This is a genomic window from Brevibacillus sp. FIR094 (assembly GCF_050477165.1).
Taxonomy (GTDB): domain Bacteria; phylum Bacillota; class Bacilli; order Brevibacillales; family Brevibacillaceae; genus Brevibacillus.
Genome location: NZ_JBEAES010000009.1, coordinates 81,629 through 106,380, shown reverse-complemented (window position 1 = coordinate 106,380; position 24,752 = coordinate 81,629). Strand labels below are relative to the sequence as shown.

Sequence of the window (24,752 nt, the reverse complement as noted above, 5' to 3'; positions counted from 1 at the left end):
GGTCAGGGGTGACCAGCAAAGGCAGCCTTTTTCGTTTGCGCGTTTATGGTTACACCTTAAATTGCTGAATCGATTCATGCAGCTCGTCCGCCATTTTTGACAGGGAAGCAGCAGAGGACGAAATTTCCTCCATAGAGGCTAATTGTTGTTCAGCGGCAGCAGATATGTTTTGTGTTCCGAAAGCCGTTGTCTCTGCAGTGGTGGCAATGGTTTCAATGGAATGGACAGCTTGCTCTGCTCCGGTTGTCATATGATGAGTGGCTGTGGTCACTTGCTGAATCTGACGTGCTACTTCTGTCGTTCCAGACAAAATTTCCTGGAAAGCCTTGCTGGCTTCATGTACGACTTCGATTCCAGCCGAAACCTCAGATGTCGTCGTCTCCATCACGTATACGGCTTTGTTCGTATCGACTTGAATCGCGCTAATGAGGTCTTTAATCTGCTGAGTAGATTTTGCTGATTGCTCGGCCAAGATACGTACTTCATTGGCGACGACAGAAAATCCACGTCCATGCTCTCCAGCACGGGCAGCTTCGATTGCAGCGTTTAGTGCCAACAGGTTCGTTTGTTCGGCAATCGAGGTGATAACCTCAACGATTTTGCTAATTTCCGAAGAGCGGTGACCAAGCATCTTGATGGATTCTGCCAACTCGTGGACAGTTACGTTGATGGAATTCATTTGAGCGATGGCACCGTCAATCGCTTCGTTGCCGCTTGAAACCAGCATGTTCGTCGTATCGACTGTCAGAGAGACTTGTTCGCTACTGGATGCAATTTGTTGCAGGCGCGAAGACATGTCGTTGATCGTCTTGACCGTTCCATCGATCGTTTTGGACTGATCCTCTGCTCCGATGGCGATCTCTTGCATCGTAGTGGCAATTTGCTCAGTTGCCTTGCTCGTCTGTTCTGCACTCGCCGTCAGCTCCTCAGAAGTAGAAGCGACATGCAGAGAGCTGATGCGGACGCGAGAGATGAGCTGGCGCAAATTCTCTGTCATGTGGGTCACGTCATGCACCAATTGTCCAATTTCATCACGGTTTTTTACCACGATGTCTTTACCGGACAGATCACCACCAGCAATTTCTTTCACGCGCTCAGCAACCAAGGAGATCGGCTTGGAAATGAACCCGGAGGCAAACCACGTGACGACGAATCCGACAATCAAGAAGAGTCCCAGCACGAGAAGCAAATCAGACAGCACTTTTTCGGCAGGGGCATTGAAGTCTTCCATGTAGCTGCTTGCACTTACGATCCATCCCCAGTGAGGGTCTAGCTTGGAGTAGGCGATTTTCGGATAGAGAACGTCTGGTTCTTCTGGCTTCAACCACTGATAGTATGTAAAGCCGCCACCTTCCTGACCGCGCTTAATCATTTCTTGGGTAAAAAGGATACCGTCAGAATCTTTTGCATCCCACTGATTCTTCCCCTCAATCGAAGGAGAAGCGAGCATGACACCTTTCTCATCTACAACGAGCATGTATCCGCTGGCACCGGAATCGATATTTTTGTTAATCGAGCGGGTTCCATCCGATTGCTTAGGCCCGAGGATGTGAATTTTTACTTGCTCTTGTGCATCTTCTTTGCTGATTTTACCCGCCTCGACTTGTTTTTGGAGAACATCAATCATTTCGATTGTCAGGTTCACGTTGTTTTTTAAGATGCGGCTGCCCAAGTCGTCCAAGCTGGCGCTCGCAGAAGAATAGCCCTGAAATCCGATGACGAGGCAAGGAATCGCCAATAGCAGGAGACATAACAGGACGAGCTTCGTACGAAGAGAGTTTGAACGGGAGAACTTGGTTGTTTTCATAAAGAACACCTCGTTGATCCATAGTATTTAATCTAGAAAAGAAAACACCAAGATGATTGCCCTAGACTTACGTCCTTTATCGACAAAATGAAAACGTTTTTATAGAGGAATTTCAAAAAATCCACAAAAAAATTATATAAGTAAACGTTGCTGCATGTATGAGTAGATTCGAAAGCAGTACAGACCAGCAGGAAATGGTATGATAGGAAGATAGAACGCTTACGGATGGAGGCTATCGAATGAAATTCATCGATAATCAAGGGATAACAGATCCACGCATCAATTTAGCGATTGAGGAGTACGCCCTGAAGCATTTGCCCAACAGTGACGACTACTTGCTGTTTTATATGAATGAACCTTCTATCATTATCGGGAAAAACCAAAACACAATTGAAGAGATCAATGCGACCTATGTAGAGGATAACAACATTCACGTCGTTCGCAGACTGTCTGGCGGTGGTGCTGTTTATCACGATCTCGGCAATCTGAACTTCAGCTTTATTACGAATGATGACGGCGAGTCCTTCCACAATTTCCGCAAATTCACGGCTCCCGTGGTACAAGCCTTGAAAACATTAGGGGTAGAAGCAGAGCTGACTGGACGAAATGACATACAGGTCGGGGAACGGAAAATTTCTGGCAATGCGCAGTATTCGACCAAAGGACGCATGTTCAGCCACGGCACGCTGCTTTTTAATTCGGAGATGGAAAATGTCGTGTCTGCGCTGAAGGTAAACGCAGAGAAGATCCAGTCCAAAGGGATCAAATCCATCCGCAGCCGCGTCGCCAACATTTCGGAGTTTTTGGTGAATAAGATGACCATTGAAGAGTTCCGGCTGGCGATTCTCCGTTCGATTTTTGGAGAAGGAGAGATCGAAGAATACAAGCTGACAGACGAGGATTGGGAGAAAATCAACGAGCTTTCCCGTTCCCGTTACCAGACTTGGGAGTGGAACTACGGCAAGTCTCCGAAAAGCAATTACCGTCAATCCAAACGTTTCGATATCGGCACCGTGGAGATTCAGCTTGATATTGAGAAAGGCAAAATTAAAGAAGCGAAAATTTACGGGGATTTCTTCGGTGTACGTGATGTAGCAGAACTGGAAGCAGTGCTGAGCGATACGCCGTATGATCGTTCCTCTATCAGTGATCGACTGGCCGATATCAATCTTCAGGAGTTTTTCGGAAAGCTGGATCAAGCGTCTTTTGTCGATCTATTACTCGTCTAAAAAAGTACGTCAAAAACCTAACTTTTGTTAGGTTTTTTTCATTTCCTCCTCTGATAGCATTAGTTTGCATTATTTTGTCATACAAAAGAAAAAGAGGAGGGTATTTACATATGGGTAAAAAGCAACCAAAGGCCAAAGTCATTCTAACGGCCGTTGTTTCCACTGGTTTTTTACTTTCTTTTGTCGGCAATGCCTATGCAGCCGTTTCGCATCCGATTAAAGAAATCCAGACAATTGGGACAGCCAGCCCGTCAGTAGCTGAAGACCAAACGGATGAGGAAGTACGAGAGGCATCAGGGGAAGTAGTAGAAGAAGAGAACCAGTCATGGGAGTCCTTGCTAGAGTCAGAGGGGCATACATCGACCAACGGCTTCATTGCCTATCGATTGGAGACAACTCCTGACAAGGCACCTGTTGCAAAGGATTTCCGTTTGACGGCCACTATAGATGATCGATATCCCACTCGGATCAAAATCAAGAGCTTTGTCTGGCTAGAGGAACAGCAGCTTGTTTTGCTGAGTTTTTCACCGATTCGTGCAGCGAAAAAAGAACAGACGGTTTCCTTGCGCTTGCAGTATGACGGAGAAGAAGCGGAATTTGAACCATTCGTGATCGCTGAAAGAGGGACAAAAGCAGAGCGGATCGAGCTGGTAGCGGTCGCAGAGGATGCCCGGCTATCTACCAAAGATCATACGGATAAATCGCTAACGCTGATCGCCGTTGCTTTTGATGAAAATGACCGCATCGTTACTGGACGGGAGCTGCTCTGGAGCTCTAGCAATAGACGAATGGCCTTCGTCAACATCGAGGGCAAGGTAACAGCCAAGAATGAAGGCCTGGTAGAAATTGCGGCAAAAATGGACGAGGCGGAAGCCGTCTTTGAGATAGCTATAGATGGAGCCGAGCTGCCTGATTTGCCCGCGCTTTCTGTCAGCGAGGCGGTGATAGAAGAGGCAGGAGCAAACGATGGTAGCATCACGGCAAAACAAACGATCAAGCTGTCTAACGGCAAGTTCATTGGTGAACTGTCTGCCGATGATATCGAGGTACATAATCTGCCTGACGGGTTGGGTATGGAGAGCAAACAAGAGAGCGACGACGAGCTCACCATTTTGTTTACAGGACAGGCCAGGAAGCATACAGTCGCGGACAATGTAAAAGAAGTCAGCTTCACGATCGACAAGCGACACATCAAGCGCGCACAGGAAGATGTTACGAGTGACAGTTTTTCCATCCGTTTCAAAGACCCCGTCATTGTGATTACGCCTCCAATCGATCCTCCGCCGATCCCGGCTCTGCTAAAAGCGAAGAGAGCAGTCGAAGACCTGTTTACGAATGGGAAGAAAGAAGAACTACGGGCAGGAACGACCCAGAAACAGATCGATGATGCGAAGAAGCTGGTCGAGGGGCTGGACAATCGTGTGTCGGAAAAGCCGGGTTTGCTCGCCGATATTGAGAAGGCACAGGAGCAGTATGACGACTTGCTGCTAGTCGATGCAAAAAAAGCCGTTCGTGACTTGTTCACCGATGAAAACCAGACAGCGCTAAAACCGGGAGTGACACAGAGCACGATCGATGCAGCGAAGGCAAAGGTAGAGAAGCTAAAAGACGGCTCGGAGACAAAGGTATTGCTGTTAGCGGATATCCAAAAGGCGAAAACATTATTGGACAACGGGAAAGATTTGCTGAAAGAAGCAAAGCAAGCAGTAGAGGGGCTTTATACGAATAATGATATGGTTGAATTGAGGCCCAAGGTTACTCAGGAAATGATCGATGCGGCCTATGCCAAGGTCGAGCTTCTGAGTGAGGGCCCAGAAAAAACACACTGGATGTCCTATGTAGCAAAAGCACAATTGTTGTTCAACAACCCGCGAATAGATCGCTTGCCTGATGCCGAGATCGAGCTGCCGATTGCTCCGACCCAGTCCCGTCAAGTAACGATTGCCGACAAGTGGGAGCCAGCAATGGACAAGAGGGCATTGAGCGAATATCTTGAGGTATCTGTAAAAAATCAGCCCCTCTCGTATCGCTATGACAACCAGTTGGACCGTTTTGTGATCAATGAAAAGGAATACATCACCGTCGAGGTCGACGAGTCTTTATTGGAAATGACCCATGGAGATTATGGAGTGACGATCAAGGCAAAGCCAACGGTAACAGAAGATGACAACTCTTATGCAGTGTTCAAGCTGTATCGGGGCGAAAACTTGCTGGATACAGAGGAGATTGGTGTCGGCTTTGATGCTACTTCCCCCCAATTGTCTCCAGACGTCATCGAAGAGGGAACAACCTATACATTGTCGGCTTCAGAACCACTTCGTAATGACCCGAACCCCAATTTGAAAATGCTATTCTCACCTTCCGGGAATTTTGACGACAAGAGAGAGGTAACGGCGTATGCCAAATTCCAGGTGTCCGGAAACACCATTCGCGTAACGTTCCAAGATACGTTCTACACCACGTACGGGTCTCTCATCACGGAACAGAGCAAGGTTTCCTTTGAATCAGGCTTCATGAGGGATAAGGCCGGGAATCTTATACAAGGCACAGCAACAGCACCTGTAAAACCCAAGCAATGAGTAAGCCAAAGTCCATCGAGGAGGTACGAACATTGCAACTAGAGGAACTGACTACTAGCACTGCACGGGCGTATAAATCGTTAGTACACCCCAAGCACCTGGAGTTGCTGGACCAGATCAACGGCTCATCTGTTTGGGGATTCGGGGCATCTAACAACAATCAGCCTGCGGGCATCGTGTTGGGGAGATCTGCTGTAAACGAAGGACAGGCCAAGATCATCGAGCTCGTGGTAGCAGAGGGGCATCAACGGCGGGGAATGGGCATGAAGCTGCTGTGGCACGCTGAGCAAAAAATGAGAGAGCAAGGCATCAGCGATGGACAGTTCGCTGGGTTCATCAAAGCACAAGATTTTTCATGGCTCTCCAAAATTGCGATCAGGGAAGGCTGGCAGTTGCCAAAGGTAAAAACCTATATGTACACACTCGGCTCGATGCGGTTGGGTGAATGCCATTGGGTGGAGAGGCTGGCGCTCCCCGAAGGTTTTACCCTCTTTCCCTGGAAAGACCTGACACCAGCAGAGCGACTGGACATTGAACAGGGAGAAGGGCAATGGTACACGCCGCTGTTGTCTCCGTTTTTTGAAGAAGGAAAATTCGATTCTGATTACAGTACAGGTTTGCGCTATCAGGGGAAAGTCATCGGCTGGGTGATCGTACAGCGAATGGCTGGTAATCTGCTTTTGTACAAAACGATGTTCGTACAAGAGAAGTATCAGCATCAGGCAAGAGGAATTGCTTTGTTGATGAAAACCATTGCACAGGCTCAGCCAGCGTTTCCCTTTGGCATGTGCTTTATCGAGCATGACAACGAGCCCATGCTGCGGTTTATGGAAAGAAGATTCGGTCCGACGATTTTGCACCGGAAGCTCTGGATTGAAACGACGAAGGTACTAGTGGGACAATATTCGGATCACTTGGCCTTCTGATCACGCAGGGGTAGGGACGACTGTCGATATAAAAAAAGGATAGAGATTCAGGCTTTCCTGAATTTCTATCCTTACTTTTTTAGATTACATGGACGGAACTTTTCTTACACTCGGTTGTTGCTTTGTGACGGAACGGTATTGTAGTTGCTTTCTTTGGAAGTGGTTATTCCCGATCAGCGCAAGGATCACGAGCAAGGTACCGCACAATTCGTAACGGCTGATCTCATAACCTTGGAACGCCATCATAGCAAAGGTCGTGATCGGAACCAGGTTGATAAACAAAATGCCGTTGAGCGGAGTGAGCAGCTTGATGCCTGCATTCCAGCTCAAAAGAGCAACAAATCCGGGTAAAAGAACCATAAATGCCATTTCGTACTTGATGGACATTACCGTTTCGACAGTAGGAACCGGAAGCCATTGAAAGAGTGAGGCAGTCGTGACAATCACGAAATTCAATCCTGTTCCCAAGAGACAAGTCAACGTGGAGTAGCGAAGCGTAGACCACGTGCTAAAACGCCCGCCGCCGATCGAGTAGACGACCCAACCCACGACACCGATGAAAATGAAGAACAACGGAATCAAATGCTCACTTGTTGTAGTAAAGAAGGTAAGATTGCCATTGGTAATAACAAGGACAGCGCCGACCAAAGCTACGAGAATCGTCGCCAAAGTATAATACGGCGGCAGCTTTCTAGTGGTAATGGACAAAAGTACAATCGAGATCATCGGCATGAGCACTTCCATAATAGACGCTGCAATCGTGCCTGGCTCTCCCATCAAATCCTGTCCGAGAAATACTCCCATATTGTAGACGGTAAACGCCATTGTTCCAAAAAACAGCAGAGACTTCCCGCGCCCCTCAAGACGAAAAGCAGACAAGCCTTCTTTTGCCCAGAGCAAACCGCACAAAATGATCGTTACGAAAAAATAGCGAAGAAATGAGAAGTAAAATGGGTCGATCTCTTGCAGTGCGATGTGCGCAACTGGAAACATCGCCCCCCATGACATGCTGGCGACCATGCATAAAATAGACCCGAAAAGTAGTTGCTTGTTCATTATGCGATTTCTCCTTTTCAATCTGAAGCTGACAAAGTTGACTTACCACATCATACTGGATGGAAATATGTTAGTATAATGATTGATAATAACTTTATATATCATTTTCAGTGATAGATGGAATGAGGGGGAGAAACGTGGAGATCAACGATTTGAAAATATTCCAGATGGTCGCCACATTGGGCAGCGTGAGCAAGACCGCCGCCGAGCTGAGTTATGTTCAGTCGAATGTGACGGCGCGGATCAAGCTGCTGGAAAAAGAGCTGGGGACACCTTTGTTTTATCGCAACAAGCGAGGCATGACCTTAAATACAGAAGGGAAGCGCCTGCTCGAATATTCGCGAGAGATCATCGCCAAATTCGAAGAAATGCAAAAGTACTTTCATCGGGCTTCCGAGCCGTCCGGGGTGCTGGAGGTTGGGATGGTCGAGACGATCAATGCCCTTCCGAGGTTGCTATCCTCGTATTGCAGCCAGTATCCGCATGTGGATATCTCACTCAAGGCGGGCGTAACGGAGAATTTGCTGCAAAAAGTATTGGATCTCGCGTTGGATGGAGCGTTCGTGAGTGGACCGATCAACCATCCTTTGATCGAGCAAGAGCAAGTGTTTCAAGAGGAGCTGGTGTTGGTAACGAAAAACAGTTCCTTCACTGCCAGTGATATCACAGGGAAAGCTCTTTTGCTCTACAAGAAGGGCTGTGGGTATCGAGAACGGTTAGAGACCTGGATGAAGGTAGAGGGCTTGATTCCGAAAAAAGTGATGGAATTCGGAACGTTTGAGACAATTATCGGGGGCGTAGCAGCGGGGATCGGCATTACCATTTTGCCGAAGTCGGCGGTACATCACTTGGTCGAGAGCGGAACGGTTCATATTCATCGCATCCCGGAGCCTTATCATGAGGTGATAACCGTTTTTATTCGCAGAAAAGATTCATTTGTAACGAATACGATGCAAGCGTTTCTGGACGAAATCCGTTTGCAGAAAACGAAATCGAAAGCGTAAGTGCTGCAATTTCCTCTTCCATCTGTCAGAAAAATATGGTAAATTTTAATTCAGAACAAACGTTCTGTGTTTTGCTGTGCAGAAGAAGGAGGGAGCGGCTCGATTGATGAACAGGTATACCGAAATTGACGAAGTGATCGCTTATATACATCGGCATTTAGACGAGCCGTTGCCGCTTTCCCGGTTGGCGAATCATGTTGCGTATAGCCAGTATCATTTTGCGCGGATTTTTAAAGAAAGAATCGGTCTCCCGCCCCTTTATTACGTATCGACCATGCGACTCCAAAGGGCAAAGGATTTACTGCTACGCACGAACATGAGTGTTCGCGATATTGGTCTGGAAATTGGCCAGCAGAGCCTGGGGACGTTCTCTACCCGTTTTACGGAGCGTGTCGGGGTATCACCTAGCGAATTTCGTGAATCGGCCCAGCTAGCGGAAGATCGTCTCCGTTCCTTGCAGCAGTTGACAGAGTGGACTCGGTTACATCCAGCCCCCGAGCGACCGATGACCATTGCAGGGACAATCGAGTCCACAGAGCCTTTTCAAGGCGTCATTTTGATTGGTTTGTTTACCAAGCCAATCCCAGAAGGTCTTCCTTTATACGGAACATTGCTGCCCTCGCTAGGCAATTTTTGTTTTACCAATGTCAAGCCGGGCACGTATTACTTGATGGCGACGTCTGTTGCCTGGGGCATGCAGGCAATGGATTTTCTCCTGCCGTACGAGACATTGCGCACGCGTTCCAAGAAACCAATCATTGTCACACCAACTACGATCGTCCCTCATCAGCAAGTTACTCTTCATGTGCCTCATCCGGACGACCCTCCCATCTTGATTTCTCTTTCTTTGCTCATGAACAGATTCATTCAGCGGCTTCCGCAATAAGAACAATAGTCCCTTGTTTCTTGTTTCAAAATGGCGGTCTTACGAATCAGCGGACTGCCTTTTCGTCATGGTCTGGTTAGAATGGAGCTTCTTGGGAAAGTCTACTATCACAATAGTCGAACTTTTTTCCTCGTGCAGGATATTGGGCGAAAAAGCGAAATGATAACTAGGCGCGAATATCATGCGCAAAAGAAAGGAAAGCAGGGAACGAGAATGTCAAAGCCTTACAAAAAAGTTTTTGGGCAGCCGGTTTTGGCTGGATGTTCGATGCCATGGATGTTGCACTTTTATCTTTTATTATGGTGGCATTACGACAGGAATGGGGTTTGACAGGGGAAGAGGCCGGGCTCTTAGGGACGGGCAATCTCGTAGGTATGGCAATTGGGGCGATTGTAGGTGGCTATTTGGCTGACCGAATTGGCCGCAAGCCAGTGTTTTTGCTGACCTTGGTCTTGTTTGGTTTGGCGAGCTTTGCGAGCGCTTTCGCAACTGGTTTTGCGACCATGCTGCTGTTCCGCTTCCTGATGGGACTCGGTTTGGGTGCCGAGCTGCCAGTAGCCTCGACGCTTGTAAACGAGTTCGCGCCACCGGAGAAGCGAGGAAGTACGGTTGTGCTGTTGGAGAGCTTTTGGGCGGTCGGTTGGATCGCGGCAGCTGTCATTTCGTACTTCGTCATTCCAGACTATGGCTGGCGCGTGGCTGTCATGATCGGGGCGTTGCCTGTCGTGTACGCTTTGTTTGCCCGGCGGAGCATTCCTGAATCTCCGCAGTTTAAAAAGCAGGCCGAGAACGTTCCTATTGCAACGTTGTTGACGTCTCATCGGACAGAGACGATTACGCTGTGGGTCGTCTGGTTTGCGATTGCTTTCTCGTACTATGGCATGTTTTTATGGATGCCATCTATTTTGGTCGACAAAGGTTTTACGATGATCAAAAGCTTTCAGTACGTACTGATCATGACGTTGGCCCAACTGCCAGGCTATTTCGCGGCAGCCTATCTCGTGGAAAAATGGGGCCGCAAATGGACGCTGGCGACCTTCTTGTTCATGACCGGAGTGATGGCCTTTGCTTTTGGACAAAGCAGTGGCACGACAGAGCTGTTGGTGACGGGAGCCTTCTTGTCCTTCTTCAATCTGGGGGCCTGGGGTGCTTTGTACGCGTACACGCCGGAAAATTACCCGACACCGCTGCGCGCTACCGGTTCTGGGATGGCATCCGGTGTCGGAAGAATTGGCAGTATTATCGCACCGTATCTCGTCGGTTACTACTCGTCGCATCATTACAGCTACACGTTCATTTTTAGTGTGTTTACCGCGGTGCTGATCGTGGGAACAATCGTCCTGCTCATGTGCGGACGAGAAACGAAAGTCCTTGCTAATTCGGGACCTCGTACAGGCCAAGTATAGCACGCGTCTGCTCTATGACCTCACGTTTCAGTTCTTGTGGCTCTAACACTTGGATATGTGGGCCGAAGCTGAGCACTAGCGAGCATGCTGACGCAAGTGTATGAAATTCAACCTCTGCTTCCATCCAGTCGTCTGTTGCGGCTTGGGTGGAAGCTATTTTTATATAACGCTCCTGTTTTACAGCAGGCAACGTCCCTTTTTTGACTAGCAACCGCGCAGGATAACGTGGGAGGCTGGACTTGAAGTCCGAAGTGGATTGTTCCCAATAGGAAGCGAGGTCGAAATCGTTTGGGCGGATGAAACTATCATCTAACAACTGTGCATCCAACAGTCGTGAAATCCGGTATGTCCGCATGTCCTCGTCCACTTGGGCGACCAAATACCAGATGCTGCGCTTGGCGACGAGTCCGAGCGGGCAGACAATGCGCTCTACGGCCACATCCTCGCGCATGTAACGAATGAACAGCTTGCGGGAAAGCCATACAGCATCTTGAACCGTCGATAAGAAAGGAATCGTCTCAGTCGATTCATGCCAGCCAGCCCCATCGATATGAAGAAGCTGGCGTACGTGGATGGCGTCCTGCTGAACGGTTTTTGGCAGCGCGGACAGCAGCTTGAGAAAAGCAGCTTCATAGTTTTCATGCAGTCCGAGATCATTCAACAAGGCAGCAGGGGAGGCTACGAGCAGTGATTGTAGCTCATCTATTTTCATTCCGGTCAAATTACTGCGATATCCTTCTGCCAAAGCCCAGCCCCCATCTGCACCGCGCAGCGCATAGACGGGAATGCCTGACGCACTCAAAGCTTCCATATCACGATGAACGGTTCGCTCGGACACCTCCAGCCTTTCTGCTAATTGCTTGGAAGTCATGCGACCGCGGTTTTGCAAGAGCAACAAAATCGTAAGGAGTCGATCTGCCCGCATAAAAACCCCTCCTAGAAGTAAAAACAAGATTACTTTGATTGTATCGTAACGAATAGGACAGCAGTTGTCATATTTCCTTCGTTATTCTGGGTGTATGAATCGATAAAGGAGACATTACGAATGAAACCATTACAAGGCAAAGTAGCGGTGGTAGCAGGTGGCACAAGAGGAGCAGGACGAGGAATTGCGGTCAGTCTGGGAGAAGCAGGGGCGACGGTATATGTGACGGGACGTACGGTGCGTGGTCAGCATTCTGATATGGACCGACAGGAGACCATTGAAGAGACGGCAGAGCTCGTGACGGCAAGCGGCGGAATTGGGATCGCTGTGCGAGTCGATCATACGCAGGAAGAAGAGGTAAAAGCGTTCTTTGAGCGAGTAAAAGCGGAGCAAAATGGACAGCTCGATCTATTGGTCAATGACATCTGGGGCGGAGATCCGTTGACTCACTGGGGGACGCCGTTCTGGGAGCAGCCATTGGCAGACGGCCTATTGATGCAAGAGCGCGCCATTCGTACGCATATGATCACCAGTCACTATGCGATTCCGCTCATGGTGGCACAGAAAAAAGGGTTGATCATCGAGATTACAGACGGAGTCGACTATCGGTACCGCGGCAATCTGTACTACAGCTTGGCAAAAATCTCGACGATTCATCTAGCAGCGTCGATGGCAGAGGACTTGCGCCCACACGGGGTTACCGCGTTGGCTTTAACACCGGGCTTCCTACGCTCAGAAGCGATGCTCGATCTTTTTGGCGTGACAGAAGAGACTTGGAGAGAGGCAGTGAAGCAAGATGAGCACTTCATCATGTCGGAAACGCCTGCTTACATCGGTCGAGCAGTAGTTGCGCTGGCTTCTGACCCGGCTGTCGCAGAAAAAACAGGGCAGACGGTCAGTACATGGGGCTTGTCGGACGAGTATCTTTTTACGGATAGAGATGGTAGCCGCCCGCATTGGGGAAATTACGCCGAGGAACAAGGGTTTTACCGCTAGCTGCAAGGAACATACAAAACGGCTCCCCGGATTCGTTCGAAGGAGCCGTTTTTTAAATTGCATCCAGTATCTCTTCTTCGCTGATAGATGGAATCATCTCCGAATCAAACACGCTTTTATAAGTGGTGCCGCCGTCCTCTCCTCACGTTCAGGCAGCTATGCCAACGGCTGCGTATTCTTCTTTTTCACAAACCAGCTTTTCACGTTGCCATTCAAAATCAGATGGGTGACCACCCCCGCAATCAAGCCCCAGAAAGCAGCGCCGATCCCGCCAATGGAAATACCGGAAATCGTGACGAGAAATGTAACCAAGGCGCATTCCCGTTCCTTCGCTTCGCTCATCGCCTGTGCGAGGCTGGAACTGAGTGAGGCAAACAGAGCCAAGCCAGCAATGACAGCAATCAATTCTTTGGGCAAGGCAGCGAACACCGAAGCCATCGTAGCGCCAAACATCCCGAAGATTAAGTAAAAGCCCCCGCAGGCAATCCCGGCAATGTAGCGCTTAGTATGATCCGGATGAGCTTCTTTTCCTGTGCAAATGGCAGCTGTAATCGCCGCGAGATTGATGCCTGGTGAACCAAAAGGAGCGAGCAATAGCGAAGCGATGCCAGTAGTCGTTACGAGAGGTCCAGCAGGTGTATCGTACCCGTCTGCTTTTAAGACGCTAATTCCTGGAGCGTTCTGAGAGGCAAGCGCGACGATGCACAATGGAATCCCCAAGCCGATGATCGCATCGAGAGAAAACGTTGGCATTGTAAAGATGGGCTGGACGAGGGACATCTGGACATTTTCCATATGCAAACGGCCCAAAAGAAAGGCGGCAACCAAGCCAACCAAAAGAGTAAGAACGACAGCATAGCGTGGTGACCAGCGTTTGGCGAACAGGTAGCAAAAGATCATCGGCAGAGCCAAGGCAGGCAGGTGCTGCATGGAAACAAAGACGTCTACGCCAAAAGACAGAAGAATACCCGCGAGCATAGCGGTCGTAATCGACTGCGGGACGTACTTCATTAAGACGGAAAACAAACCGGAAACACCGACGAGCGTAATGACCACGGCCGAAAAAATATACGCGCCAATCGCGTCGGGAAAGGAGTATACCGTCAAGCTGGTGACTAACAGAACTGCCCCCGGCGTCGACCAGGCTGTGATGATCGGGGTGCGAAACCAGATGCTGAGCACAATGCACGTCAAGCCACTCCCAATTGAGATGGCCCAAATCCAGGAGGCGAGGACAGCATCGCTGAGTCCGGCACCCTTGGCAGCTTGAAAGACGATCAGCAATGGTCCTGCATAGGAGACCATTGTGGCAATGAGTCCAACAATAACGGCAGATAGAGAGAAGTCAGCAGGGATTTTTTTCAGGGGCGACAAAGGTTTTTCGGGTACCACGACGTGAATGCCTCCTAGATGCGCCAATGCAGACGTTATGCTTTTTCGTTCAAAATGTAGCGAATCGTCCGTTTGGTGATGTTTAATTTTTTGCTTAAAAGCTGTCTGTTCCCATTCGTTTCGGTCAAGCCCTTTTCGATAATCGTTCGCCCAATCTCTCCTTCGAGCTGTTTAACCCGCTTGATCAAATAATCGAAGTCGATCCCGTCTACAGAGGTGACGAGGCGGCTGATCGTATCGACAAAGCGCTCGCATTCGTGATCGATGACTTGTTCTATCTGTTTGGGGACAGTGAGAGGATGCACCTGTACCGTACGGCTCCGTAAATTCGCTGGCAAATGCTCGGCACGCAGTCGTTCGCATTCGTGCAACGCAATGGTTTGATTCAGTACGTTGATCAGCTGGCGGACATTGCCCGGCCAATCATAGCGCTGCAAGAGCTCGATGGCATCCTGATCGATTTCACACGGGCCTCCACTGCGCTTTTGCAAGTAGGAGTGCGCGATTGTGGGGATATCCTGAATCCGTTCGCGAAGAGGAGGAATCGATAGCTTGATCCCTTCCAGACGATACAACAGGTCACTGCGGAAACGATTCATCCCGACTTCATGCTCCAGATCGCGGTTGGTAGCAGAAATAAAGCGAATATTGCTCTGACCGATCTGTTCGCCACCGACGCGCATGAATTCTCCCGTCTCTAGCGTACGCAAGAGCTTCACTTGGATGGAAGGGGGAGCCTCCCCGATCTCGTCAAGAAACAGCGTTCCGTTATGTGCCAGTTCGAACAAGCCTTTGCGGGATTTGTGCGCTCCGGTAAAAGCGCCCTTTTCATAGCCGAACAGCTCACTTTCCAGCAAGGATTCCGGCACTGCCCCGCAGTTAAGAGCAACAAAAGGCTGCTGGGCGCGATTACTTGCTCCGTGGAGAAAACGGGCCATCAGCTCCTTGCCGGTACCCGTTTCGCCTTCAATAAGCACATGAATCGCTTTTTTTGCTAATTTTTTGGCAATTGCGCATACATTGGCCATCGGACTGTCAGATGAATACACGATACCATATTGGGCGGCTTCTTGGGATAGGTGATCGCTATGTTTGCTGGAAGAAGAGAGCACCGCGTCGATGACCTGCTCCAGACTGTCCAGATCGTCGAACGGCTTCTCCAAGTAATCGCGCGCGCCCCATTGCATCGCTGTCACAGCCGATTTAATCGTACTGAAGCCCGTCATGATCAAGACTTCGCAGGCGGGAAATACTGCCTTGATCTGTTTGAGCAGGGTCAATCCGTCGGCATCGGGCAGCTTCAGGTCCACGAGGGCAGCGTGAAAGCCGGTAGAATCCGAATGAAGCAGCCGTTCCACGTCCTTGCCAGAATTGGCGACGACGATATCGCAGTCTTTTTTCTTTAGAAAATAGGTGAAAAAGGTAGTCACTTCTGTTTCATCATCCACGATCAAAATCCGTTTTTTCTCCATCGTTGTCCTCCTCGTCAGCTAACAGTGGCAAAAGCATCGTAAACTTGCTGTACTCTCCCTCTACGCTTTCAGCAAACAGCTTCCCACCGTGCGCTTCTGCAATTCCCAGACTGACGGAAAGCCCGAGACCTGTCCCTTTTGTCCGTTCCTTCGTCGAGAAGAAGGGCTGAAAAATCTGCGAAAGCTGTTCTGCACAAATGCCTGTGCCGTTATCGTAGACGGATAAGCCTACGTAAGAGCTGTCCTCCTCTTGTACGAGGAAGGAACGGATGACGATGTGTGGAAATTTCCTGCCTGCCACAGCGTCCCGTGCATTTAACAAGAGATTGATCACAATTTGCTCGATCTGATGACGACTTCCATGAAACAGCAGAGGAGGCTCAGACATTTCCCGGGTTATGGTCAAGCCGGAAACAGACAGCTGGTAGCCAATCAGTCCTAGAACGTCCTCTACGACCTCGTCAATAGAGGTAGTAGAAAACAAGTACTCTTCCTGCCGCGAGAAGGTGAGCAGGTTTTGAATGATCTTTTTGCAGCGTACCCCGCATTGATAGATGTCTTTCATCAAGGGAGCCTCTGGAGCATCTATCATCTCGCGCATGAGCAATTGAGAGTTTCCGAGGATGGCCGTGAGCGGACTGTTCAGCTCATGGGCAATGCCGGCAGCCATCTCGCCAATCGCCGCCATTTTTGCAGATTGAATCAGTTGGGCTTCGATTTTGATCTTTTCATTCACGTCGTGAAAAAGCAGGCTGTTTTCTACGACGACACCGACATGGCTGGCGACGAGTTGGATCAATTCGGCTTCGTCTCGATTGACAAGCTGCTTTGTTTGGCGTAAGAGTGTCAGAAAACCAAAAGTCTGATTCAACTGACTGCGCAACGGAACAGAGGTGGCGTGATGCTCAGGCAGCACTTCGGCAAGGGTAAGATGAACCTGCCCGGTAAGCACAGGGGCTTCCACTGGAACGGTCTGTGTCAGCGTATGGCATTGCCAATCCCCGTCATTCCACTTGGCGAGATAGGAGGAGAGCGTGCCTCCCTTCACGATGGTCAGGGCGAAATGCTCGAACACGAGAATTTGCGAGAGCTGTGCGGCGATATAACTGGTTGTTTGTTGCCAGGTGGCGTTGATCTGAATTTGTGTCAGCTGGTTAATGACGGCGAGCTGCTTGTTTTTCTTTTTCATCTCCTCGATGAGATAGACGAGCTCACTGTAATAGCTTTTTCGCGAGGATTGAATCCCGGTCAATTTTTCCAAAATCTCTTGTTTAGTATGCATGACGACCCTCCTACAAGGCTTGGCGAAACAATGTCGCAACATCATGGACGGTCATGTCGCGGGGATTGGTCGTCATGCACACGTCCAGTACGGCGAGAGAACTGAGCAGGTCGATTTGCTCTGGATGCAACCCGATGGCCGACAACGATTGGGGCACCTCCAGATCGCTTACCAGTTCCTTGACCGCTTTGAGTGTGAGACGAGAGGCAGCATGTGTGCTCAAGCCCGCAGTATTTTCACCGAGGCATTCTGCGATTTGCCTATATTTTTCCGGTGCCGCGATGTAGTTGTACTCAAGCACGTGGGGAAGTAGGATGGCATTCACCTCGCCATGCGGAGCGTCGAGGAATCCCCCGAGCTGATGGGACATGGCATGGACAGCACCAAGTATGGCGTTGGAAAAAGCGATCCCAGCTTGAAGGCTCGCCATGGCCATCGCTTGCTTGGCCTCTGTATTGTATTGACTGGCGACAGATGGGCGCAAATGCTTGGCGATGAGACGCATGGCTTGCAGTGAATGCACCTCGGTAAGGGGCGTCGCGGCGAGCGAAATATACGATTCAATGGCATGTGTCAACACATCTATGCCCGTATTGGCAGTGAGCAGCTTGTCCTTGGTCATCAAGGTTTGTGGATCGATGATGGCGATATCGGGTATAAGCGATTTGGAGATGATCGCCATTTTCACCTTACGTGTACTGTCTACAATGATGGAAAATTGCGAGACCTCCGAACCGGAGCCAGCCGTTGTCGGTACCATCACCATGGGAGGAAGGGGATGCTGGATATTGTCGACGCCTTCGTATTGGACGATGCTGCCCTCGTTGGTAGCCAACAGCGCGATGGCCTTGGCTGCATCGATGGCACTGCCTCCGCCGACACCGAGAATAGCATTGCATTCCTTGGCGCGATATTCGGCAATCCCGGCATGAATCTCGTAGTCTTTCGGATTGGCTGTTACGTTGGTCCATAGATGGTAGTCGAGCCTTTGCTGCTGCAAGTAAGAGATGATCCGTTCGACCCAGCCTGCGCTTGCGACACCAGGATCACTGACAAGAAAGACGCGAGAAGCTCCCAATCGGCGTAAGCTTTCCCCTACCTGGCCGAGAGACTGGTTCCCGAAAATGATTTCTGGCGTCATGAACTTGGATATTTGCATGCGTTCGCCCCCTTTTTCCACTACGTAGTAATACCGCAGGCAAGGAGGAATACCCTTTTTCGGCCAAAAGGTTGGCAGGCGGGCCGTTTTTTCGGCTCATGTGCCGCAATATCGGCTGCTTGGAAGAAAGGAAACCGCATCATACTTCGCTTTTTAAGTGTTTTCATGTTGGCATACTGCTTGCAATTAGTAGGAGGCGGGAAGAACACCTGCCCTTTACGCACATGCCTGAAGGGGAAAAAAGAGGAGGAAGGTCAAGATGAAAGCAGCAGTAGTCAACGAGTTCCATCAAAAGCTGGAAGTAAAGGAAGTCGCCATTCCAGAAGTCGGACACGGTGAGGTTCTGGTAAAAGTCAAAACGTGTGGTGTATGCCATACGGACCTGCATGCGGCACACGGGGATTGGCCTGTGAAGCCAAAGCTGCCTTTGATTCCTGGGCATGAGGGCGTAGGTGTTGTCGAAAAGCTGGGGGAAGGCGTTACTTCGCTGAAAATTGGTGATCGTGTAGGCATTCCGTGGTTATTCTCCGCTTGCGGTGAATGCGACTATTGCCTGACAGGGTGGGAGACACTGTGCATGCAACAATTAAACGGGGGATATTCCGCTGATGGTGCCTATGCTGAATATTGCGTAGCGCCTGCTGCTTACGTCGCACGTATTCCTGACGAGCTGGGCGATGTGGAAGCAGCGCCGATCCTGTGCGCAGGGGTAACCACGTATAAAGCATTGAAGGTAGCAAACGTGAAGCCGGGTGAATGGGTGGCGATCTACGGCATCGGCGGCTTGGGGCATGTGGCGCTCCAATATGCTAAGGCGATGGGATACAACGTCGTAGCGGTCGATATACACAAGGAAAAGCTGGACTTGGCAAAAGAACTAGGGGCAGATGTGACAGTAAACGGCAGTGAGGTTGATCCGGTTCAAGCCATTCAAGAGCAGGTGGGTGGTGTCCACGGGGCGATCAGCGTGGCAGTCACCAAGAAGGCGTTTGAACAAGCATACAAATCGGTTCGACGCGGTGGTTCTCTCGTCGTTGTTGGCTTGCCGAATGCAGAGTTGCCCATCCCCATTTTTGATACGGTGTTGAATGGAGTGACGGTGAAAGGCTCCATCGTGGGGACGCGTAAGGATATGCAAGAAGCACTTGATTTTGCAGCACGTGGCAAGGTTCGTGCGATCATCGAGACGCAGCCGCTGGATCAGATCAACGATGTATTGGAGCGTTTGGAAAAAGGCCAAATCAATGGTCGGGTTGTTTTGACGATGGAGTAATCGAAGGATATATGAAGCTGTTGTCGGGCTATGCTTTTCTAGAGCATAGTCCTGGCTACAGCTTTCTTTTTATTAAAGGAGCTGGGATGGGCTCTAAGGCGCTTGGACTGGAAATCCCCTTCTTCACTTTGAAATCTAATAGACACAAAATCCTGATATTGTTGAGCAAACGCTTGCATGCTAAGAAAAGCTTTTTGCATAATGGTAGTAACACCGAATCAGTAAAAAAGTGTAATCTATTTAAAAATGATTCAAATCGATTATATCATTCGTGGATGATTGTGCTATCATATCCATAAAAAGGAATCATCAGGAGGGTGTATTTGCTGTGATTTCAGAGGGAAAAACCTTTGGGGGTATATTACGAGTATATCGAAATAGAGCAAACTTAACACTGACTGAGTTAGCAGAAAGAACAGGTGTAGCTTCTGGAACCATTAGTAAGATAGAATCCGATGCATTTACTTTACCGAATATGCAGCATGTAATGAAACTGGCAAAAACATTGGATATTCCACTGTATACAGCGATCGTACCCTATTTACATAAAATTAAGCGCGAAGCGACACTTCGGACTCTATTAGAGGCTGTGATGCAAGAGAAGAATGTGGTGCTTACCAACAAAGTAGCTTTACAATTGCTAAATTGTCCTAAAAGCAATACATTTCTTTCTTTAGACTATCTGTATCAAACAGCTGGAACGGAAGTGGATGAAGAACTGCGCTTGGCTCTTTATGACGTGATCTGTGACTACTCACGTGAGCATGGAATTCCTTTGTATCTGGCAAGATCGCTTTTCCAACGATATATGATTCGTCGTGAAAATCTAAGCCAGTTAGATCAAACCTATGTAGAGGGTAAGGAGCTATTACACTATACATCCTATCTGCATATCAATGAGCGAATTTTGACCTACTATAAATTTTCCTTCCATGCCTTGCGTCTTGGATTCTATTCAGATTGTATTCATCTGTGTAAACAAGGTCTTGAAATCGACCATAGTCAGAGTGAGCAAAAAGCAGCAGCGATCCTTGCGATCATCATTTCCTATTTTGAGCTGGAAGACTACACATTGGGACATTTTTATCTGGAGAGATACGAAATGTTCGATTATCCCGAAGTACATAAACATGCCAGACATATTCGGGGGAAACTATACGGAAAGACAGGGAAATTTGATAAGGCCATTCCGGTATTACAAGAATGTCTTGCGCAACAATCACAAGATGACAAGATTGTGATTGCGAATGATTTGTTGGAGATTTATATACAGGTAGGAGAAGAAAAGAAAATCCGTGATCTATTTTTGGCAGAAGCATCTATTTTGCCAAAGAATCTCACTACTCCGAATCAATACAATCAAATGGGACTGTATTTTAGAACGAAGGGCATCTTTTACATTCAAAAAAACGAAGTAGACTTAGGGATCGAGAGTCTTGTGGAGAGCGTGAATTACTATCGCGCAACAAATGAGATCAAACAAGCAGATAAGAGTCTGAGCGTTCTTTTTGAATTCTATGTGTCACAGAAAAAAAATCTTCCCGTTGATATACTCCATAAATTGGTAAACGTGTATAATGGAAGTAATCATAGATCCAAACAGGAGGTATAGGTCATGAAGAAATGGATATTGTCTTTGTGTATGTTAACTGCCTTCATTACATTACCAGTTGTAGTAGAACAACCAGCCAAGCAATCCAATCTGATTATACAGTATGGCTGGCCGGAGCCTTGGTAATCATCTGAACAATACGATCAATGCCCTCCAATTGGAGGGCATTTGTTATTCGTACATAACGGACGACAACAGTCGGAAGACAACTTTTTCACTTGAGTATTTGGTTATAATTAATTATAACTAGTTATATATAGTTATAATTGGTATGGGGGTAGCGAATGCAGATGGTGACGACGATGGTCAATTCGCAAAAATTATGGATGGTGGTTAAGCGGATGGAGCCTCATTTGATCCGCAATCAAGCCAATATGGAGAAGCTTTTGAAAATGCTGATGATACACGATGTTTCCTCCGTCCCAGGTTCCTCCTTTCGCGGGTTGCGAATAGATGATGCTTCGAACAGCGATATCAAAGAGCTTTGGAGCGAGTTCGAAAGTAATGAGACGTACGAAGCGAAAGTCGCCCATGCCATTATTCGTCTGATCGACCAAATAGAAATCTAGCTGACTACCATATGCTGTGTCCCGTGCGGACCGGCTATGGTAGTTTTTTTGCTTTCGCACACAATGGGCGCATGAGCCATAGGCTGATGGTAGCTTTTTTGCTGAGGTGATACGCATGAGACGCCCGGATAATCAGCCGGATTTTATTGGTGCCTTACTAAGTATGATCCTTGGAGTCTTCATATCGTTCGAGGCCTATCGTCTGGAGGAATTTTCGACGTCGTTGTACGTAGGGGATCACACGCTGCCAGCGATTCTCGGTTTATTGTTTTTCATGCTTGGAGGTGTGCTGCTTATCCAATCATTCCGTGTGACGGAAGAAGCCTCTTCGCCAAATCTCGGACCGCCTCTTCCTGGGAAAAGGCTGCGCCTGCTGCTTTGCTTTTTATTCCTGCTGCTGTATGTTTGGCTGCTCGGCGCGATTGGTTACACAATGGCTACGCTCTTTGTCTCCTTTGCCTTTTTTATACTGATCGGCAGTTATCGATGGCGTATGTCCATCGTGTACTCCGTCCTTTTGACAGGCGGGCTGTATGTGGTGTTCATTTATTCACTGCATATCACACTGCCTGGAGGCGATTTGTTTTAGAGCAAGCATGAGAAGGAGGTGCTGATCATAGAGACGTTCCAACTATTACTGGCTGGTTTTGCTTCAGCCCTTACCCCGGAGCATTTGCTTATGGCAGCACTCGGTGCTCTTATCGGCACCTTTGTAGGTGTATTGCCCGGTCTCGGTCCCACTTCTGCCATTGCGATTCTGCTTCCGGTAACAGCCGTACTGGAGCCGACACAAGGCATGATCATGCTGGCAGGTATTTATTACGGCGCCATGTACGGTGGCTCGACGACAGCGATTCTGCTGAATATCCCTGGGGAGCTATCATCAGTCCCCACGTGTCTGGATGGCTATCCGCTCGCGAAAAAAGGGAGAGGTGGACCGGCATTGGGGATATCCGCTCTAGCTTCGTTTGGCGCAGGGGTACTCGGGGTCATCGGACTCGTCTTTTTCGCGCCTATTTTGGCAGATCAAGCGTTAAAATTCGGACCACCTGAATATTTTGCGCTGATGATTTTGGCTCTCACACTGATGGTCAGTCTATCAGGAGAATCATTGGTCAAATCGTTTTTGATGGGGGCATTCGGCTATTCGCTCGCACTAGTTGGGCTGGGACCATCCTCTGGCATGCCGCGCTTTGATTACGGCGTCCCCGCATTGGTCGGAGGGTTTGACATGATTAGCATCATCATCGGGTTGTTTGCGATTACAGAAGTCCTCAAAGGGATTGATGAAAAACGCACAGCTACCCTAATTGGCAAACCGGGCAGTGTCTATCCGAAAAAGGAAGACTTGAGAGTAAGTGCCGGGCCTATGCTGAGGGGCGGGATTGTCGGCTTTTTTCTTGGATTGCTGCCGGGCTGTTCGGCTGCGATCACGTCGTTTTTGGCGTACGATATGGAGAAAAAGCTATCGAAGCATCCCGAGAAGTTCGGTCAGGGAACGATCGAAGGGGTGGCGGCACCAGAAGCAGCGAATAATGCGACGAGCAGTGCGGGCTTCATCCCGCTGTTTTCGCTCGGGATTCCCTCCTCACCGCCATTGGCGATTTTGTTGGCAGGCTTGATGATCTACGGATTGACGCCAGGCCCTGTTTTTTTAACAAAATGCGAGCTTTGTCTGGACGGTCATCGCCTCGATGTTCGTGGGGAATGCGATGCTTCTCGTGCTGAACCTCCCGATGGTATGGGTGTGGGTCAAATTGACAAGGGTGCCATATGGCATCATGGCTCCGATCATCCTGATGTTCTGCACGATTGGAGCATACAGTGTGCGGAACAGCATGTTTGATGTGTGGGTCGCCTTTCTTTTTGGCGGACTTGGGTATATTTTTTCCAAATATAAATGGCCAGTTGTTCCGCTGGTTTTGTGCTTCATACTGGGACCTCTTCTGGAAGAATCATTCATTCAAACGATGGCGATGGGCTCGGGTGATCTCAGCATTGTTTTGTTCCGACCTTTATCGTTGATCATCTTGCTAGCAGCAGGAGCACTTTTGATCATCTCCATGATGTTGAACCGCCGGACACAGCAACGGTTGAAAGAAGAGCGAGACCGGGGAGTAGATGTCGCGTAGGGAGGAAGAGTCAGTGAGAGGGTATAAACAATGGACGGCTGTCATGATGTCGTTTTTTCTGGCGGTAGCCATTAGCGCATGTGGAAATCAAGGTACAGCCGAGTCTGCCTATCCATCGAAGCAGGTGGAGTATATCGTACCGTATTCTGCCGGGGGCGGAGTCGACCTCGTAGCCAGAGCGGCAGCTGATTATTTGAGCAGGGAATGGGGGCAGCCCATCATCGTTGTCAACAAGGCGGGAGGTGGTGGGGCAGTAGGAGCGGAGTATGCCTTAAAGCAAGCCAAAAATGATGGTTACACAGCGCTTGCCGTCAATGTATCCAATACGACGATGCTCGCTGCTGGGATGAAAACGCCGCCGATTACAAACGAGGATCAAGTCTATTCGGCCAGAATTGGCAAAGGAACGCTTGCTTTTGCAGTAAAAACTGACGCGCCTTGGAAAGATTTCGCTGAATTTTCCGCGTGGGTGCGCGCGAATCCGGAGCAGTTAACGTGGACTTCTGTAGGGCCAGCAGGCTTTTCCGCTTTTGGGGTAGCAGAGTGGCTGGATGTGATCGGAGCAGACTTCTCCAAGACGAGAATGATCGTGACAAAAGGAGCTTCCGATTCCGTACCGAAAGTCGCTGGAGGGCACGCGATTTTGGCGGTGCATACAGTAGGGGAGATCATGCCGATGCTGCAAGCGGGCAAGGTCAAAATCCTCGCTGTATCCGGTGACACGCGAAGTCCATTCCTGCCTGACGTCCCTACTGCGGAGGAGCAAGGCATTCAAGGCTTGTCGGTTTTCTGGTGGACCGGAGTGTCTTTTGCTAAAGGAACGCCAGAGTCGGTTATTCGCAAATGGGAAGAAGCGATTGCCAAGATGGAAAAGGACCCAGCCTTTTTGCAAAAGCTGAGTGAAATTCAGGTGGAGCCTGCATATGCGACCAGTGAAGCATTTACGAAGGAAACACAGGCAGAAACAACGTACTACTTGGAATTGGCGACCAAGAAGGGTATTCGAAAATGAGGGTGACGAAAGAAAAAAGGGAGAATGGCTTAATA

General features: G+C 49.0%; 20 protein-coding genes and 1 pseudogene. 14 read left to right on the top strand and 7 right to left on the bottom strand.

Annotated features, from left to right (window positions below):
* Positions 1-49: 49 nt before the first annotated feature.
* Entirely contained in the window at positions 50-1,807 is a 1,758-nt protein-coding gene (locus ACQ5DJ_RS09880; RefSeq protein ID WP_429842304.1) for a methyl-accepting chemotaxis protein, read from the bottom strand.
* Positions 1,808-2,046: 239 nt separating this feature from the next.
* Here ACQ5DJ_RS09880 and ACQ5DJ_RS09875 point away from each other — a divergent pair, with 239 nt between their 5' ends.
* From ACQ5DJ_RS09875 to ACQ5DJ_RS09865, 3 genes are all read left to right on the top strand, one after another.
* The gene (locus tag ACQ5DJ_RS09875; RefSeq protein ID WP_429842303.1) at positions 2,047-3,036 is read left to right on the top strand and encodes a lipoate--protein ligase; all 990 of its coding nucleotides are present in this window, start codon (positions 2,047-2,049) and stop codon (positions 3,034-3,036) included.
* 110 nt (positions 3,037-3,146) lie between these two features.
* Positions 3,147-5,615, top strand: coding sequence for a toxin Cry1Ac domain D-VI-related protein (locus ACQ5DJ_RS09870; protein ID WP_429842302.1), 2,469 nt, complete (start codon positions 3,147-3,149; stop codon positions 5,613-5,615).
* A gap of 32 nt (positions 5,616-5,647) precedes the next feature.
* Positions 5,648-6,541 (top strand): GNAT family N-acetyltransferase, encoded by an 894-nt coding sequence (locus ACQ5DJ_RS09865; protein ID WP_429842301.1) that lies wholly within the window; start codon positions 5,648-5,650, stop codon positions 6,539-6,541.
* A gap of 84 nt (positions 6,542-6,625) precedes the next feature.
* Here ACQ5DJ_RS09865 and ACQ5DJ_RS09860 read toward each other — a convergent pair whose 3' ends face one another.
* Positions 6,626-7,597: a DMT family transporter gene (locus ACQ5DJ_RS09860; RefSeq protein WP_429842300.1), complete on the bottom strand. Its 972-nt coding sequence runs from the start codon at positions 7,595-7,597 to the stop codon at positions 6,626-6,628.
* A 137-nt stretch (positions 7,598-7,734) separates the two neighbouring features.
* Here ACQ5DJ_RS09860 and ACQ5DJ_RS09855 point away from each other — a divergent pair, with 137 nt between their 5' ends.
* The 3 genes from ACQ5DJ_RS09855 (at position 7,735) to ACQ5DJ_RS09845 (ending at position 10,893) form a co-directional block, all read left to right on the top strand.
* Positions 7,735-8,601 (top strand): LysR family transcriptional regulator, encoded by an 867-nt coding sequence (locus ACQ5DJ_RS09855; protein ID WP_429842298.1) that lies wholly within the window; start codon positions 7,735-7,737, stop codon positions 8,599-8,601.
* Positions 8,602-8,707: 106 nt separating this feature from the next.
* Positions 8,708-9,487, top strand: a complete 780-nt coding sequence (locus ACQ5DJ_RS09850; RefSeq protein ID WP_429842297.1) for a helix-turn-helix domain-containing protein — start codon at positions 8,708-8,710, stop codon at positions 9,485-9,487.
* Between the two features lie 272 nt (positions 9,488-9,759).
* A complete protein-coding gene (locus tag ACQ5DJ_RS09845) occupies positions 9,760-10,893 on the top strand; it encodes an MFS transporter (RefSeq protein ID WP_429842295.1) in 1,134 nt (377 codons plus the stop codon).
* Here ACQ5DJ_RS09845 and ACQ5DJ_RS09840 read toward each other — a convergent pair.
* Entirely contained in the window at positions 10,862-11,818 is a 957-nt protein-coding gene (locus ACQ5DJ_RS09840) for a helix-turn-helix transcriptional regulator (protein ID WP_429842294.1), read from the bottom strand. The two genes, ACQ5DJ_RS09845 and ACQ5DJ_RS09840, sit on opposite strands and share 32 nt — an antisense overlap.
* Positions 11,819-11,938: 120 nt before the next feature.
* Here ACQ5DJ_RS09840 and ACQ5DJ_RS09835 point away from each other — a divergent pair, with 120 nt between their 5' ends.
* The gene (locus tag ACQ5DJ_RS09835) at positions 11,939-12,814 is read left to right on the top strand and encodes an SDR family oxidoreductase (protein ID WP_429842293.1); all 876 of its coding nucleotides are present in this window, start codon (positions 11,939-11,941) and stop codon (positions 12,812-12,814) included.
* 156 nt (positions 12,815-12,970) lie between these two features.
* On the opposite strand, the gene ACQ5DJ_RS09830 is transcribed toward ACQ5DJ_RS09835, so the two are convergent.
* The 4 genes from ACQ5DJ_RS09830 to ACQ5DJ_RS09815 are packed head-to-tail and all read right to left on the bottom strand — an operon-like array spanning position 12,971 to position 18,119.
* On the bottom strand, positions 12,971-14,206 hold the full coding sequence (locus tag ACQ5DJ_RS09830; protein ID WP_429842292.1) for a benzoate/H(+) symporter BenE family transporter: 1,236 nt from the start codon (positions 14,204-14,206) through the stop codon (positions 12,971-12,973).
* A 35-nt stretch (positions 14,207-14,241) separates the two neighbouring features.
* Positions 14,242-15,678, bottom strand: coding sequence for a sigma-54-dependent transcriptional regulator (locus tag ACQ5DJ_RS09825; RefSeq protein ID WP_429842291.1), 1,437 nt, complete (start codon positions 15,676-15,678; stop codon positions 14,242-14,244).
* On the bottom strand, positions 15,647-16,960 hold the full coding sequence (locus tag ACQ5DJ_RS09820) for a sensor histidine kinase (RefSeq protein ID WP_429842290.1): 1,314 nt from the start codon (positions 16,958-16,960) through the stop codon (positions 15,647-15,649). The genes ACQ5DJ_RS09825 and ACQ5DJ_RS09820 overlap by 32 nt, the downstream gene beginning before the upstream one ends.
* 10 nt (positions 16,961-16,970) lie before the next feature.
* Positions 16,971-18,119, bottom strand: a complete 1,149-nt coding sequence (locus ACQ5DJ_RS09815) for an iron-containing alcohol dehydrogenase (RefSeq protein WP_429842289.1) — start codon at positions 18,117-18,119, stop codon at positions 16,971-16,973.
* 259 nt (positions 18,120-18,378) lie between these two features.
* Here ACQ5DJ_RS09815 and adhP point away from each other — a divergent pair, with 259 nt between their 5' ends.
* From adhP to ACQ5DJ_RS09780, 7 genes and pseudogenes are all read left to right on the top strand, one after another.
* Positions 18,379-19,392, top strand: coding sequence for an alcohol dehydrogenase AdhP (gene adhP / locus ACQ5DJ_RS09810; RefSeq protein WP_376898279.1), 1,014 nt, complete (start codon positions 18,379-18,381; stop codon positions 19,390-19,392).
* Positions 19,393-19,720: 328 nt separating this feature from the next.
* Complete coding sequence (locus ACQ5DJ_RS09805; RefSeq protein WP_429842288.1) at positions 19,721-21,004, top strand: helix-turn-helix domain-containing protein; 1,284 nt, start codon at positions 19,721-19,723, stop codon at positions 21,002-21,004.
* A gap of 3 nt (positions 21,005-21,007) precedes the next feature.
* Complete coding sequence (locus ACQ5DJ_RS09800) at positions 21,008-21,130, top strand: hypothetical protein (protein ID WP_429842287.1); 123 nt, start codon at positions 21,008-21,010, stop codon at positions 21,128-21,130.
* A 158-nt stretch (positions 21,131-21,288) separates the two neighbouring features.
* A complete protein-coding gene (locus tag ACQ5DJ_RS09795) occupies positions 21,289-21,573 on the top strand; it encodes a hypothetical protein (protein ID WP_429842286.1) in 285 nt (94 codons plus the stop codon).
* Positions 21,574-21,688: 115 nt separating this feature from the next.
* Positions 21,689-22,162, top strand: a complete 474-nt coding sequence (locus tag ACQ5DJ_RS09790) for a tripartite tricarboxylate transporter TctB family protein (RefSeq protein ID WP_429842285.1) — start codon at positions 21,689-21,691, stop codon at positions 22,160-22,162.
* An 18-nt stretch (positions 22,163-22,180) separates the two neighbouring features.
* A pseudogene (locus ACQ5DJ_RS09785) lies at positions 22,181-23,705 on the top strand (tripartite tricarboxylate transporter permease).
* Positions 23,695-24,717 carry a tripartite tricarboxylate transporter substrate binding protein gene (locus tag ACQ5DJ_RS09780; protein ID WP_429842284.1) on the top strand — a complete coding sequence of 341 codons (1,023 nt, stop codon included), beginning with the start codon at positions 23,695-23,697 and terminating at the stop codon, positions 24,715-24,717. Before ACQ5DJ_RS09785 ends, ACQ5DJ_RS09780 begins: the two are co-directional and overlap by 11 nt.
* Positions 24,718-24,752: the final 35 nt, after the last annotated feature.